The sequence below is a fragment of the Gluconobacter sp. NFX36 genome (assembly GCF_049887835.1).
In the GTDB taxonomy this organism is placed as follows: Bacteria; Pseudomonadota; Alphaproteobacteria; order Acetobacterales; family Acetobacteraceae; genus Gluconobacter; species Gluconobacter japonicus_A.
In genome coordinates this window covers 43,015-57,007 of record NZ_JAGEKJ010000005.1, presented here as the reverse complement: position 1 = coordinate 57,007, position 13,993 = coordinate 43,015, and the positions used below count along the sequence as shown (strand labels likewise).

The 13,993-nt window shown below is 52.9% G+C and carries 11 protein-coding genes; 9 read left to right on the top strand and 2 right to left on the bottom strand.

Translation table 11 applies throughout. From position 1 onward, the window contains the following. The first annotated feature begins 2 nt into the window (after window positions 1-2). Genes J4P41_RS06505 through J4P41_RS06485 form a run of 5 tightly spaced genes read left to right on the top strand, consistent with a single transcriptional unit; the run spans window position 3 to window position 6,126 of the window. Window positions 3-1,355, top strand: coding sequence for an NCS2 family permease (locus tag J4P41_RS06505; protein WP_426066491.1), 1,353 nt, complete (start codon window positions 3-5; stop codon window positions 1,353-1,355). 11 nt (window positions 1,356-1,366) lie between these two features. Beyond that, on the top strand, window positions 1,367-2,443 hold the full coding sequence (locus tag J4P41_RS06500) for a nucleoside hydrolase (protein ID WP_426066490.1): 1,077 nt from the start codon (window positions 1,367-1,369) through the stop codon (window positions 2,441-2,443). Continuing rightward, window positions 2,436-4,214: an adenine deaminase gene (locus J4P41_RS06495; protein WP_426066489.1), complete on the top strand. Its 1,779-nt coding sequence runs from the start codon at window positions 2,436-2,438 to the stop codon at window positions 4,212-4,214. The genes J4P41_RS06500 and J4P41_RS06495 overlap by 8 nt, the downstream gene beginning before the upstream one ends. Then, complete coding sequence (locus J4P41_RS06490; protein ID WP_426066488.1) at window positions 4,214-5,476, top strand: amidohydrolase; 1,263 nt, start codon at window positions 4,214-4,216, stop codon at window positions 5,474-5,476. The genes J4P41_RS06495 and J4P41_RS06490 overlap by 1 nt, the downstream gene beginning before the upstream one ends. Beyond that, the gene (locus J4P41_RS06485; RefSeq protein WP_426066487.1) at window positions 5,473-6,126 is read left to right on the top strand and encodes a phosphoribosyltransferase; all 654 of its coding nucleotides are present in this window, start codon (window positions 5,473-5,475) and stop codon (window positions 6,124-6,126) included. Before J4P41_RS06490 ends, J4P41_RS06485 begins: the two co-directional genes overlap by 4 nt. Window positions 6,127-6,146: 20 nt before the next feature. On the opposite strand, the gene J4P41_RS06480 is transcribed toward J4P41_RS06485, so the two are convergent. Together J4P41_RS06480 and J4P41_RS06475 are read right to left on the bottom strand one after the other, a co-directional pair. Next, window positions 6,147-7,025 (bottom strand): DNA/RNA non-specific endonuclease, encoded by an 879-nt coding sequence (locus J4P41_RS06480; protein ID WP_426066486.1) that lies wholly within the window; start codon window positions 7,023-7,025, stop codon window positions 6,147-6,149. A gap of 116 nt (window positions 7,026-7,141) precedes the next feature. After that, window positions 7,142-8,419, bottom strand: a complete 1,278-nt coding sequence (locus J4P41_RS06475) for an MFS transporter (RefSeq protein WP_426066485.1) — start codon at window positions 8,417-8,419, stop codon at window positions 7,142-7,144. A gap of 445 nt (window positions 8,420-8,864) precedes the next feature. Between J4P41_RS06475 and J4P41_RS06470 the strand changes: the two genes are divergently transcribed. The 4 genes from J4P41_RS06470 (at window position 8,865) to purU (ending at window position 13,976) form a co-directional block, all read left to right on the top strand. Further along, entirely contained in the window at window positions 8,865-10,157 is a 1,293-nt protein-coding gene (locus tag J4P41_RS06470) for an NAD(P)/FAD-dependent oxidoreductase (protein ID WP_426066484.1), read from the top strand. A 170-nt stretch (window positions 10,158-10,327) separates the two neighbouring features. After that, window positions 10,328-11,164 carry an SDR family NAD(P)-dependent oxidoreductase gene (locus J4P41_RS06465; RefSeq protein WP_034881359.1) on the top strand — a complete coding sequence of 279 codons (837 nt, stop codon included), beginning with the start codon at window positions 10,328-10,330 and terminating at the stop codon, window positions 11,162-11,164. Between the two features lie 434 nt (window positions 11,165-11,598). Next, entirely contained in the window at window positions 11,599-12,993 is a 1,395-nt protein-coding gene (locus tag J4P41_RS06460) for a DUF2252 domain-containing protein (protein ID WP_426066483.1), read from the top strand. 104 nt (window positions 12,994-13,097) lie between these two features. Then, the gene (gene purU, locus J4P41_RS06455; RefSeq protein WP_426066482.1) at window positions 13,098-13,976 is read left to right on the top strand and encodes a formyltetrahydrofolate deformylase; all 879 of its coding nucleotides are present in this window, start codon (window positions 13,098-13,100) and stop codon (window positions 13,974-13,976) included. The last annotated feature ends 17 nt before the right edge of the window (window positions 13,977-13,993 follow it).

Sequence of the window (13,993 nt, the reverse complement as noted above, 5' to 3'; positions counted from 1 at the left end):
CCATGTTGCGACAGAATCTGGACCGGTTTTTCGGGCTCACGGCCAGCGGGACAACTGCTGGCCGTGAGGTTGTTGCGGGCCTGACGACCTTCGCTGCAATGGTTTATTGCGTGGCGGTCAATCCGATGATCATGGCAGAAGCAGGGATGGATCGTGCCAGTGTTCTGAGTGCGACATGCCTGATCGCGATTTTCAGCACGACCCTAATGGGGCTGCTTGCCAATCTCCCCCTCGGTGTTGCGCCCGCCATGGGCTCGAATGTCGTTTTTGCGATCATTCTCGTCAAACAGATGGGCGTTCCCTGGCAATCTGCACTGGCGCTGGTGTGTCTGACGGGTGTGATCTTCATGGTCATGAGCCTGACGCGCCTTCGCGAGAGGATTGCTCACGATATCCCCGATACACTCCGGATCGGGATTCAGGTCGCGGTTGGGCTGGTCATCATGTTCATTGGAATGCGAAATTCCGGTTTTGTCGTTCCGAGCCCTTCGACCTTTGTAACCATGGGGCCGATCACCAGCCCAAAAGTCCTGATGACGCTGGCCGGGTTCATTCTGACACCTGTTTTGGTGGCACGGCGTGTGCCTGGCTCTCTGATCCTGTCCATTATCGCCCTGACGATCGTGGGTCTTTTCCTGCCGGATGGAAAAGGCGGCACCGTCACGCGCTGGCCGGAACATGTTTTCGCCCTGCCCCAATGGCCGCACGCTACCGCTTTCCAGTTGCAGCCGCTCTATCTTGTACAGCACATTCTTTATGTGCTCCCGATGTTGTTTTTCTTCTTGTGCACGGAGCTTTTCGGCACTCTGGCCAATCTTCTGGGCGTTGTAACCGCGACGGGCATGGTTTCGAAAAACGGTCGTATTCCCCGTGCCCGGGAGGCGTTCATTACAGATGCGGCAGGCAGTATTCTGGCCCCGCTGTTGGGAACATCCATTGTGACGGTCTATTCTGAATCCATCACGGGGGTGCATGCCGGGGGACGAACCGGTCTGACTGCTCTGGTGATCGCGGGTGGGTTTCTGGCAGCCCTGTTTCTGTGGCCACTGTTCATGATTATTCCGCCACAGGCCACCGCACCCTCTCTCCTCATGGTTGGAATGATGATGTTTCAGGGCGTTCGGCATCTTGATCTGTCAGATCTTCGGGAGAGCGCACCAGCTGCGTTGACATTCATTATCGCCCTTCTGACGGGTAATCTTATCAACGGCATGGCCATTGGAACCTTCTCTTATACGGCCATGGCTCTCGCCACAGGACGCGGACGCGTCATCCCGCCCGTCGTGTGGGGGCTGTGTGTCATCTTCATTCTGTTCTTCGTTGTTTCCGCCCGAATGCACGGCCATCACGCCTGAGAGGACTCATCATGTTTTTAAAATCAGGCTTGCCGGCCCTTCTGTTCGGGCTCGCCTCTCTACTTCCCTTTCGTGCGCAAGCGGCCTCCGATCCCAATTACATTATCATTGACAATGATTTTGCAGGGCCCGGCGGCACCAATATCCAGTCTGTCATTCCGCTCCTTGGACAGCCTGACAAGGCAACACTTCTTGGGTTTACCGTTGTAGTTGGTGATGGCTGGGAAAATGAGGCCGTGGCTCATCTGTCCCGTTTTCTGGATATCGCCGGGACGCCCTCAGTCATTCCTGTCGTTCCGGGCGCGACGCAGCCGCTGGTCAATTCGCGGGCACGGCTTCTGGCATGGGAAAAATCAAACGGAAAAATGCCGTGGAAAGGAGCATGGCGAGGAGAGGCGCCTGACTTCCAGCCGCCTGTAAAGGTTCTGAAGGAAGGTTCGACAGAACGGAAAACGCTCCCTGAAACGGCAGCTCTTTTCCTGATCAGAGAGGTCCATGCACATCCGCATCAGGTAACAGTCCTCGCTGCGGGTCCACTGACGAACATCGCTCTGGCGATCAAGCTGGATCCAGATTTCGCATCGCTTTGCCGCCGTCTGGTATTCATGGGTGCAATCGTGGATGGAAATCTCGCACAGGTGACGGAAAGTGCGGATTACTACACAGACTTCAACCTGATGTTTGATCCGGAAGCTGCCAGCATTGCGCTTGAAGCACCATTTCCAGAAGTGGTCTCCATCGGAGCGGTCGCAAATCCGATCCGCATGACTACCGACATTCGGGACAGAGCCACACAGACACCTGGCCCGGTTTCAGACTATCTGCGTCAGTATTTCCACCCTCAGCCCATGTGGGATGAACTTGCCGCCGCGATTGCCGTAGATCCGACGCTTATTACACGCACTGTTACCGCTTATATGGACGTCGATCTCACGCACGGTCCGAATTATGGCTATGCGCATGTCTGGCCGGAAAGCACACGTCCCCATATTGGCGAACGTCCTGTGAAAATCGTGACTGCAGTTGATACGTCACGCTTCATTCAGACTTTCGTGGATGCGGCCAACCGGATGAATACGCATGGTTGATGTAAACTGCTCGCTGGCAGACCCTCACCTGCGGAGGCGCGCGGTTGATGCGGCTATGGGGCGTACGGAGTTTGATGTTCTGCTCTGTAATGGCCTTGTCGCGGATGTTGCGACCGGGGAGCTTCGGGAAGCTGATGTAGGTCTGGTCGGCTCCCTGATCGCCAGTACGCATCCTCGGGGTCAGCGTCAGGATGCCCTGAAAGTTTTTGATCTCAAGGGAGCTATTGTTGCTCCTGGCCTCATCGACGCGCACATGCATATCGAAAGCTCGATGATTACTCCGCGTGTCTACGCGCAGACTGTTGTTCCTCAGGGCACAACGACCGTCTGCTGGGATCCGCATGAGATCGGAAATGTCAGTGGTCTTGCGGGAGTTCGCTGGGCGATCGAGGCGACTAAGGGTCTTCCTCTGCGCATTCTGGTCGAAGCTCCTTCCTGTGTTCCGTCCGCTCCTGGCCTGGAGCGCTCCGGTGCGGTGTTCGATATTTCTGCCATGGAAGAGATGCTCTCCTGGCCTGAAGTGATTGGCGTCGCTGAAGTGATGGATATGCGCGGGGTTGTGAATGGCTCTTCGCGCATGAGCGGGATCGTCAACGCAGGCTGTGCAAGTGGAAAGCTGGTCTGCGGTCATGCGCGCAATCTTGGAGGCAGGGATCTTCAGGCTTTCATGGCAGCGGGCATTGAGTCAGACCATGAATTGACCAGCAAAGCTGATATTCTTGAGAAGCTTCGTTCAGGTATGACGCTTGAACTTCGCGTCTCGCATGAGAATATCCTGCCTGAAGCCATCGCTGCTTTTGAAGATCTCGGCTGCGTTCCCCAGACCGTGACGCTTTGCACGGATGATGTTTTCCCAGACGATCTGTTCCGTCGTGGCGGCATGGTTCACCATCTGAAATGTCTGGTTGCTCTGGGTATGAAACCGTTGGACGTCCTGCGGTGTGCGACCTTGAATGCAGCAATGCGTCTGGAACGGCGAGATCTCGGATTGGTCGCAGCGGGTCGACGGGCCGATCTGGTTGTTTTCGACAATCTGAGCGATTTTACCCCTCTGGAAGTTTTTACGTCCGGTGTGCATTCCGCTTCTCGCGGCGTGCTTCTGGCAGACCTCCCTTCCGAATTGCCTGGCCTTCCTTTGAACACCGTCCGACGTTCGCCAGTAACAGCGGCCGATTTCAAAGTTCCTGCTCCGAACGTGCAGAAAGTCCCCGTTCGTACGGTCCATACGCCTCGTACAACCCGATGGGGGCAGAGGGAGGTGGAGGTTGAGAACGGGTATCTCGTGCTTCCTGCCGATACGGCGCTGATGGCGGTCTTTAACCGTTATGGAGAAGATAGTCCGCCCGGTCTTGGGGTGCTTGAGGGGTGGGGGGACTGGTCTGCCACAATCGGTACCACCATTCTTCACGACAGTCATAATCTTGCGGTTTTTGGCCGTGACCCGGAAGATATGGCTCTTGTGGCGAACACGCTCATCGCTGGTGGTGGCGGAATGGCTGTTGCTCGTAATGGGCAGATCGTGGCGCATGTTCCTTTGCCTGTCTGCGGGCTTCTGTCTCCTGAAAGCCCGGATGTGGTGGGAGAACAGTTTGCCGCCGTGCGAGAGGCTGCTGCGGCGGCTACGACATGGGATGGTCCAACGTCCATGATCAAGCTCGTAACCGGCGCTTCCCTTGCCTGTAACCCCGGTCCTCATGTCACGGATCTTGGTATTGCAGATGGCGGTACGGGAGAAATCTTTACCAACATGATTATTGAGACGGCCTTCTGATGCATTTCCCTCATGACGTCGTTGCCATGCGCCGCGCGTTGCACCGTTTTCCGGAGACAGCCTTTCTGGAGTATCGGACAGCTTCAATCGTCGCCGAGCGTCTTGCCGAGCTGGGCTACGCCGTGAAAGTGGGCGCGGACATCATGTGTATGGAGAATGTTCGCGGCATTCCGTCAGCTCAGGATGTTGAAGCCGCGAAATCTGCGGCACTTCAGGCCGGAGCCAGTCGGGAATGGCTGGATAAGATGCCGGCAGGACAAACAGCAGTCTGTGGTGAGCTTCAGCGTGGAGAGGGGCCGGTTCTGGTACTCCGCTTTGATATGGATGCCCTACCCGTTCATGAATCGGACGCCGGAGAGCATCGTCCAGCCGTTGCGGGATTTGCCTCTCAATGTGAAGGGCGGATGCACGCCTGCGGGCATGATGGTCATACCGCCATTGGCCTGGCTGTTGCAGAGCGCCTTGCCCATGTAAAATCCCAATGGACCGGCACGTTACGCTTTATTTTTCAGCCCGCGGAAGAAGGTGGTCGTGGGGCGCAACCCATTGTTGCCAGTGGCTTGCTGGACGATGTTGATGTGTTTCTTGCAGCGCATCTCGGATGTCAGCTTCCGAGTGGACAGATCGCCCTTTCTGCGGATGGCTTTCTGTGGGCTGAAAAATGGAATGTCACCTTTAACGGGACGGCAGCTCACGCAGCCATGTGCCCCGAGGAAGGGCGTAACGCTCTTCTCGCGGCGTCTCTTGCCGTGCCCGGCCTCTATGCCCTCCCGCGGGATGGTCAGTCTGATACCCGGATCAATGTCGGCCTTTTTCAGGCAGGGCGAACCCGCAACGTCATCGCGGATCATGCCTATCTTGAACTGGAACTGCGCGCTTCCGCTCAACAGGGGCTTCAGCGCCTGACGGAAGGAGCAAGACGAATGCTTGAAGGCGCTGCACTCAGTCAGGGCGTCCATGTTGACATTGACGTTTACGGAACAGCCATCAGTGCCCAGTCGGACGATGCAATCATGAGGCGTCTTGAAGCTGCGGTTCACGAAACACGGGCTGGAACAGTGGTTCGGAACTGGCCTATTGGCGGTGGTGACGACGCCACTTTCATGATGCAACGGGTGCAGGAGCGTGGCGGCCACGCAGGATATTGCCTGATCGGGGCTGATATTGCCGCCCCGCATCATGCAAGCTTGTTTGATTTCGACGAAAACGTCCTTGAAAAGGCCGTAAACCTTCTGGTTGCCTTCGTTGAGAGGTCTGCATGAGTACCCTGCCCTTCTGGCAGCACTTTGCGCCTGAGGAAGATCTCTCCGCGCCTTATACGGACCGTTTCAGGGTAAGGATTGGACCTCACAGACTAGATCTTCCTTTGCGGGTTCTCCCAGATGGACAGCAGGCTGTTTCCTCTTTGCTGGTGAATCAGGCTTCTTTTACCGTGATGGATGCGCTATCCGACAATCTGTCTGAAATCGCTCGTTCCCTGATGCCTGATCTGATCGTCGGTATGCCAACGCTCGGTTTGGGTCTGGCTGCAACGGTTGCAAAGGCCTGTGGGCTTGAACGCTACGTCCCGTTAAGCACATCCCGCAAATTTTGGTATGATGACAGCCTCTCAGCGCCGCTGTCATCCATCACCAGCCCGGATAAGACCAAACGACTTTATCTGGATCCGAACCTGCTTCCCTTGCTTCGGTGTGCAAAGCGGATTGTCATGGTGGATGATGTTGTCAGCACGGGATTTTCTCTGGAGGCGGCCGTCAAGGTTCTGGGTAAGGCTGGTGCCTCGCCGTATGCGGCTCTCTGCGTTATGACGCAAAGTCATCGTTGGCGGGGTAAGTTTTCATTTCCTGTCATGAGCTGTTTTTCATCGCCACTCTTCGAACCATGTGATGGTGGCTGGGTTGAGCAGGACTGAGTGCCAGCTCGATTGAACCGTTATGGTCTGAGGGCCTGCACAAGGGCGCGCAGTGCCTTTTGGGCCGCCTTGGTGCCCCACTCTTTCAGAAGTTTCTTCCCGCTTGAGCGGTGAGCAAGGGCATAAGGACTTTGGCGCACAGGCGGCATCGCTGAGACGTGATCTTTGAGGGAGGCCGGTAAGGACGGGAACGGATCAATATTCACAAGTTGGGTCAGCATGGCCACAGAAGTAATCTTGCAAGTCGGATGAGACGTATTGAGACAAACATAGGCACCTGTTCCATTTCCGGCCGGATCGTAGACTGCTTTCCATGTCACGACTGGAACAGGAATACGGTTGGCCCCAATCGTTTTCTGGAAATGGTCTGGATCATATCCAGGACCTGTCACGACGAAGATTTCGCCTTCCTGTTCAGCCCATCCTCTTACGGCACTTTCGACGCCTTCCCATGCCCCACGATTTAGCTCAGCTGTCTGGGGAACGATATTTGACAGCAGAAAAGACTGGTTCTGGGAGGTTGTGTCCGGTTCGTCTCCGCTCGGGGTCATGTGCCCTCGATCATAGCCAGAGGCGCGATAATCCGAGAGCAGCGCCTGCATGGTTCGGGGAAGCCGCTCATCTGGCTGGAAACTGCCATTACGCTGTGTTTTTCGGGCGAGAGTGACGTTTTCTTCAGTCAGGTTTTCGGCGGACCAGAGCGGACTTTTGGTCTGCTCGGATACGAGAACCGCATAGTCATCATTGCACAGCAGGACTGTCCCGATTTTCTGGGTCTCTGACAGAAGAGCTGGCGGGGTATTGCCCGCGAAAAACTGGGGGCAACTTGCAGCCTGCGCCCCACAAAGGGTTGCCAATTCAAGCAGCGCTCCGAGAATGATACGCTGCCCAATTCCCATGGTTTGATAACCCCTTCAGCTTTTATAGTGCTAAAAAAGAATAATAATATTATCCTTTAAGAACAATAGCATAACGCAAAAATTACCCTACTCTGAAGCAGAGGTTGGGCTGATTATCAGGTGTTTTCCGGGGAGCGCCACAAGGCAATACTTCCAATCAGAGCTGTAAACGCAACATAGATTGCGGGTGCCAAAGGTGTATGCGGTGTCAGGGAAGAAATAATTGCCGGAGTTAGCCCTCCGAACACTGCGTAGGAAATATTATAAGAGAGTGAGAGTCCTGAGAAGCGAACCATAGCGGGAAACGCGCGAAGCATCCCGATAGGAACCAGCCCTACAAATCCGCAGCATAGACCGCTGAATGCCGCCCATAGTGTCAGCATATGAGGGAAGTATGGCGCGACACCATAGAGCCCTAGCGCACCGGCAGAGAGAGCAACGCCGCTGATGACCCCGAGACCCTTTAGCGGGAAAATGTCTGTCAAACTGCTCATCACCACGACGGAGACTGTCAGGCAAAGAGTCGCAGCCAGACTGGCAACCATCGTCTCGGAGGGGGAGACATGATGAAGTGTCTGCATTAGCGGAGGCATCATCAGAACGAGAACAACAATGGCTGCAGTCAGGGTCCACGTTGTCATCATGGAGCAGAGAATGCCCCGTCGATGATCACGAAGGAGGATTTTCGCAGGAAGGGTCCCTGCAGTTTCCGCACGCTCATGCATTTCCCGAAAAACAGGGGTCTCTTCCAGCCACCGGCGCAGAAACATGGCTCCAAAACCGAAAATCCCTCCAATCACGAACGGAATACGCCATCCCCATGAGGATACGACGTCGGGCGCAAGAACGGCATGGAGAAGGAGGATAATGATGGAGCCGAGCAAAATACCGCCGGTCAGTCCTCCCGTCAGAAGGCCGGTCGCCAGACCTGTTCGGCCTGCAGAAGCGTGTTCAGACACAAAAACCCAGCCGCCCGGGGCTTCACCACCAATTGCAGCCCCTTGCATGACCCGGAGTACCAAAAGGGTCAAAGGGGCTACGACGCCCAGTGTTTCATATCCCGGCAGCAGACCCATCAATAAGGTTGGAACCGCCATCAGAAGGACGCTGAGCGTGAAAACTTTCTTTCGCCCCGAAACATCTCCAAAATGCGCCATAACAAGGCCGCCTAACGGTCGGGCAAGATACCCTGCCCCAAAGAGACCGAATGCCTCTGCCTGCCGAAGCCATTCTGCTTGGCTTGCAGGAAAGAAATGAGCTGCAATCAGCTTGGCCAGAAAAGCAAAAATAACAAAATCGTAGAATTCCAGTGCTCCTCCAAGAGATGCAAGCGCAAGGATACGAAGCTGGGAGAGGCTGAGCGCAGAAGGCACAGCATCCTGGCGAGGCAACATAGAAAAATGATCCCTGCTCTTGGGGGAAAGAAAGACGGATAGCTCATTTTGAGCCGACAATTGGGGTGATTATGTTATTTGTTTCCATAAGTCTATAATTAATGGAAGATAATATCTCAATCTGACTAAAATTTAGTCAAAAAATTTCTGTAAATTGAATGGGCCAAATTCTAAAAGACCTTATTTCGAAATTGTACTTCGCTCTATCAGAGAGAGACTCTCGGAATGTGGAAATATTTTTCTAATTCCAAAATATAAAAAATATTATTTATTAAATTTATTTGGAAAATTATAAATAAAACAAAGTAAAAAAATATAATCAAATTTCTGATACCTAACGATGCTCATGAAAATATTATTATTATTTCCTGAAGAATTCTGTATTTTTTATCGAAGTTCTTTAGCAGCTCAGGCTTCAGATGCTTGAGCGGAGGCTTTGAAATTCATGAAACCACAATCAGAAATTCTGATCGTCGGAGGCGGTGTCGCAGGTCTTTCGCTTGCGGCGAGTCTGGGCAAAACCTTGGGAAAGCGCCGTAAGGCACGCATCACGTTAATTGACAAAAGCTTTTCCCATGTCTGGAAACCAATGTTGCACTGCTTTGCCGCAGGAACGGTTGCCAATGAAAACGACCGGATCAGCTTTATCACCCAGGCCAGTGAGCATCACTTCGAATTCTGGCCGGGTGAAGTCGTTTCGATTGACCGTGAGAACCGTCAGGTGGTTCTCAGTCCTTTTCATGCTTCGGATGGTTCTCTGGTCCTTGAAAGCCGGACCATCCGTTATGATACGATCATTCTCGCGATTGGAAGTTGTGCCAATGATTTCGGGACCTCGGGAGTCAAGGAGCATTGTCTCTGTATCGACAATCTCGTGGAAGCCAATGTTTTCAATGAAAAGTTCCGTATGGAATTGATGCGGGCTTTCGCGCATGGTTCGGAACTGGACATTGCTATTGTCGGTGGTGGCGCCACGGGAACCCAACTAGCTGCGGAACTTCACAAGGCTCTTGATATCGTTGACCCATACAGCCTGCATGCTTTTGGAAAAACACCCCCCAAACTGAGAGTGACGCTTCTTCAGTCAGGGCCGCGTATTCTGCCTGCCTTTCCAGAAGCTGTATCACTTGCTGCCCAGCAGGAGCTTGAGCGGATCGGTGTCACGGTGAGAACATCGGCTCGTGTGGCGGCGGCAGATTCAACCGGCTTTATTCTTAAAGACGGTACGCATATTCCTGCCAAGCTTCGTGTCTGGGCTGCGGGTGTAAAAGCCCCGGAGGTAACGCAGACCTACGGGAATCTTTCTTTAAATCCCACAGGCCAGATCCTGACACATTCAAATCTCTGCTCCATTGATGATGACCGGATTTTTGCTGTAGGCGACTGCTCATTCATCAAGGATGACCCCCTGCCCGCTACGGCTCAGGTCGCCCGGCAGCAGGCTCTTCATCTTGCACGCCATCTGCCTGCGTTTATTGAGCGTGGAGTGAAGGTCCCCGGGTGCGTTTTCAAAAATAAAGGCGCCATTGTCGCTTTGGGGAAATACAACGGGTGGGCAACGCTTCCCGGAGGAACAGTCTGGGGAGGTGGTTTTTTTCATGGGTTTTCAGCTCGGATGGCACATCTTTTCCTCTATCGTAGACACCAGATCGAACTATTCGGTTTCTATAGAGGGATGATTTCTCTTTACTCAGACTGGATTGAAACTTTTGTGCGACCATCGGTAAGGCTTGATTGAAGTTTTACAGTGTCATCATTTTAATATGCGATGCCCTTTATTTTCTATTCCATGGAAATAAAGGGTTTTTTTAAAAATAGATTAATTTATTTCAGATAAACGAATGTGGCATTTTATTTCTTCCTGCATGAGGATATAACGCGGGTATGTCCTCACAGATTGTTTCATAAATGTTTCACTCTCCGCGAAGTGCGCCGAAAACTGCTCTAAAAGATACCAGAACCGCTATTGTAACGGGGGTATCTGGTGGAATTGGCACTATTGTGGCCAAAGCTCTTCTGGATGAGGGCTACCATGTGGTCGGTTTGTCGCGCACTCATCCGACGATTACACATGATTCGTTCACGTTTATCTCGTTCGATGCGTCGCAGGCAGTCGAGTTGGAACAGTCCTGTGAAAATATTGCCAGTTACTTTGCTTCTGTGTCTGTTCTTGTTCATTGCGCGGCCATCATAGCGCCTGCTAATGTTGAAACCATGGGTGCAGATGACGTTCTGCGTCAGATTTCGATCAATCTGACGATGCCGGCGGTTCTGACGTCCAAGCTTCTGTCTTCTATGGGAAAGGGCAGCCGGATTGTCTTTGTCAATTCCATGGCTGCAGCAATGCCTCTTGCCGGAAGCAGTATTTATAGCGCTACGAAGGCTGGTCTTCGTAATTTTGCGCTCTCTCTTTCCCAAGAGGTGCACCATCGTGGAATTTCAGTGTCGTCCATTTTTCCCGGGGCTGTTCTGACTGAAATGTTGCGTCAGGAAATGGCGTCTGGCGGTTCGGTTTTGAACTTTGTGAGCTGCCCGGCGACCCCTCATGCTGTAGCGCGAGAAATCGTTTCCTTGATCAATAAACCTAGACAGGAACGCTTCTTCCCTGCGCTTGATGGTATTTTCGGCGGCTTATGTATGTTAATGCCCGCATTGTTGCGAATTTCGATGCCTGTGCTGACATATTTTGGAAAACGTGGTTATGCACGCGCTATCCGTAAAAATATTTTTCAAAATAAAGTCTGATTTTCTATTCAGGAACAGGCTTCCAAGTGTTTTATTTGGACATGCATGTGCAATAAACATGAACGGCTGAGAATATTATGAAACCCGACATCCAGAACCAGTTGGCATGAACATGCCCTCCGGTATCTAGGGTTGTAGTCATGCAGGCGATGAGAAAGAAGCTGGTCATCAATGCCCCGGACAACACGATCCATATAAGCCGCTTCTTGTTCATCTGTGGTGTTACTTTCGTTATCGCCCCAAGTTAGGAAGGGGAACTGAACCCAAAAACTTGCCTACGCGAGCGACGAGACGAAAAAAGTGAGCAAAAAAATCCATACAAGACTATAAGGTGTATGAAATTGTAAAATTTTACAGAGCATTCCAGCTTTTTTTTGAATACTCCCTGTTGTGACCGTGATCAAGCCATCTGCATCTCGGAAGTCATGAGAAATATGCCTGAAAAAGACTTTTCCACGACTGCAAATCATCGCCTCTTATCTCGACAGGATAGCCGTTGTCTGGGAGCAAAATTGCGGAAATCCATGCCGCGCGCTGCACAGTCCGAATGGATTCTTCCCGCCAATCGTACAGACCCGGTTGAGATTCTAAGACTGCAAGGCCTGACGCGTATCGCTTCCCTCCTCCCTGTTCGTTATGATCGTATGAAGGTTTCTCCCTTCACTTTTTTACGCGGCGCTGCAGCCGTGATGGCACAGGATCTCGCCAAGGCGCCTGTTTCTGGCATTCATGTTCAGTCCTGTGGAGACTGTCATCTTGCCAATTTTGGGAGTTATGCCTCTCCCGAAGGTGTGCCTGTTTTCGACATTAATGACTTTGACGAGACACTTGATGCTCCGTTCGAATGGGACATCAAACGCCTCGGAACGTCTCTTGTACTTTCCGGACACGAAAACGGCCTCTCCCCAAAGGCCGCCAGACAACTCGTAAAAACCATGTCGTTATCTTACACGCAGCAAATGGCGCGGCTGGCTGGGATGACGCCCTTGCAGGTCTGGGTAGATCGCATTGACTTGGTAGCAGCGATTTCCGACTTTGAGGATCCTAAGGTCAAAGCGAAAGCAGAGAAACTTCTTTCGGATCGTCTAGATGCCGCCAAGGGATACTTTGGTCTCGTCAGCAGTGATAAAAGCGGTCCGTCTTTGAAGGAAAAACCTCCTTTGGTAATGCGCTTACCAGATCAGGAGGAGGCAATTCGGCTTGCTTTTGCACGCTATATCGCGACTCAACCTCCCGAACGCGCCATTCTCCTCAAGCGTTACAATCTGCGAGACGTCATCTTCAAGGTTGTGGGCATCGGCAGCGTCGGTACGTTTTGTGCGATTGGACTGTTTGCGACGGCCGATGGCGAGACAATGCTCCTTCAGATCAAGGAGGCCCAGACATCGGTCCTTGAAGCTGGCGCCCTTCCCTCGCCGTTCAAAAATCAGGGCGAGCGTGTAGTCACAGGACAGCGGATCATGCAGGCCGTTTCGGATACTTTTCTGGGATGGACGCACAGTAATGCATCCATCGGCAGCGATACGCCGGATCTGGCCGGGGCTGGCCGTCAGTTCTATGTGCGACGCGTCAAGGACAGTCGCCTCGCCGCCATTGGCGCAGACGTTGCGCAGGAAGGGTTGGAAGACTATGCGCGGCTTTGTGGCCGCACTCTGGCGCGCGCCCATGCTCGCTCGGGAAATGCCAGCATGATTTCCGGTTATCTTGGAAAAGGCGCTGGCTTTGCGGACGCAATGGCTGAATTTTCACAAAACTACGCACAACAGACCGAGGCAGACTGGAAAAGCTTTGTAACTGCTCTGGAACATGGGAAGCTGGCTGCTCATTAGAGGCCATTCTTACCTCACGGGATTTTACCTGATACGGATCAACGACTATAGGAAAGTCAGACAAATCGACACGCCCGGCGGCTTCTTCAAGCGGACTTTCCTTCATGATACGTCAGTCACCCTCTCTCACGACCTACATTGTCACATTCAGTTGTCCGAACCGCCCGGGTATCGTGGCGGCAATCAGTCAGCGGCTTTTCGAATTGGGTGCCAATATTACCGAGGCGCAGCAGTTCGACGATACGGACAGTACTCAGTTCTTCATGCGGATCGTCTTTGAACTTCCAAATAACAGCCTTTCGGAGAAAGCTTTGAGGGGTGAGCTTGCTTCGTTGGCTGGAATTTTTTCAATGAACTGGTCTCTCAGCGATCGTGCAAAACGCCTCAAGGTTCTTCTATTTGTTTCCCGCTTTGATCACTGCCTCGTAGACCTGCTGTATCGGTGGCGGATTGGTGAACTTCAGATTGATCCCGTAGGAATTATCTCCAACCATCCCCGGGAAACTTACGCGGATCTGGATTTCCACGGCATTCCTTTTCATCATCTGCCAATCACGAAAGATACCAAGGCCGAGCAGGAAGCGCGGATCTGGGCCGTCTTTGAAGAAAGTGACGCGGAGCTTGCTGTCCTTGCTCGCTACATGCAGATCCTGTCGAACGAGATGGCAACACGTCTTTCCGGGCGTTGCATCAATATTCACCACTCGTTCCTGCCGGGTTTCAAGGGCGCGCGTCCCTATCACCAGGCATTCAGCCGTGGGGTTAAGCTGATCGGGGCCACGGCCCATTACGTGACGAGTGATCTCGATGAAGGGCCGATCATTGAGCAGGATGTGGAACGGATTTCCCATGCAGATGACCCAGATGATCTGATCCGCAAGGGCAGAGATATCGAGCGTCGGGTTCTGGCCCGCGCCGTTCGGTATCACGTAGAGCGTCGCGCCATCCTTCACGGAAACAAGACGATCGTTTTTACCTCCTGAGCCTGCTTAACGGGCGT

Excerpts from the sequence above, each read along its gene's own strand:
- J4P41_RS06505 (WP_426066491.1), top strand. The coding sequence starts at position 3 with ATGTTGCGACAGAATCTGGACCGGTTTTTCGGGCTCACGGCCAGCGGG.
- J4P41_RS06500 (WP_426066490.1), top strand. The coding sequence starts at position 1,367 with ATGTTTTTAAAATCAGGCTTGCCGGCCCTTCTGTTCGGGCTCGCCTCT.
- J4P41_RS06495 (WP_426066489.1), top strand. The coding sequence starts at position 2,436 with ATGGTTGATGTAAACTGCTCGCTGGCAGACCCTCACCTGCGGAGGCGC.
- J4P41_RS06490 (WP_426066488.1), top strand. The coding sequence starts at position 4,214 with ATGCATTTCCCTCATGACGTCGTTGCCATGCGCCGCGCGTTGCACCGT.
- J4P41_RS06485 (WP_426066487.1), top strand. The coding sequence starts at position 5,473 with ATGAGTACCCTGCCCTTCTGGCAGCACTTTGCGCCTGAGGAAGATCTC.
- J4P41_RS06480 (WP_426066486.1), bottom strand. The coding sequence starts at position 7,025 with ATGGGAATTGGGCAGCGTATCATTCTCGGAGCGCTGCTTGAATTGGCA.
- J4P41_RS06475 (WP_426066485.1), bottom strand. The coding sequence starts at position 8,419 with ATGTTGCCTCGCCAGGATGCTGTGCCTTCTGCGCTCAGCCTCTCCCAG.
- J4P41_RS06470 (WP_426066484.1), top strand. The coding sequence starts at position 8,865 with ATGAAACCACAATCAGAAATTCTGATCGTCGGAGGCGGTGTCGCAGGT.
- J4P41_RS06465 (WP_034881359.1), top strand. The coding sequence starts at position 10,328 with ATGTTTCACTCTCCGCGAAGTGCGCCGAAAACTGCTCTAAAAGATACC.
- J4P41_RS06460 (WP_426066483.1), top strand. The coding sequence starts at position 11,599 with ATGCCTGAAAAAGACTTTTCCACGACTGCAAATCATCGCCTCTTATCT.
- purU (WP_426066482.1), top strand. The coding sequence starts at position 13,098 with ATGATACGTCAGTCACCCTCTCTCACGACCTACATTGTCACATTCAGT.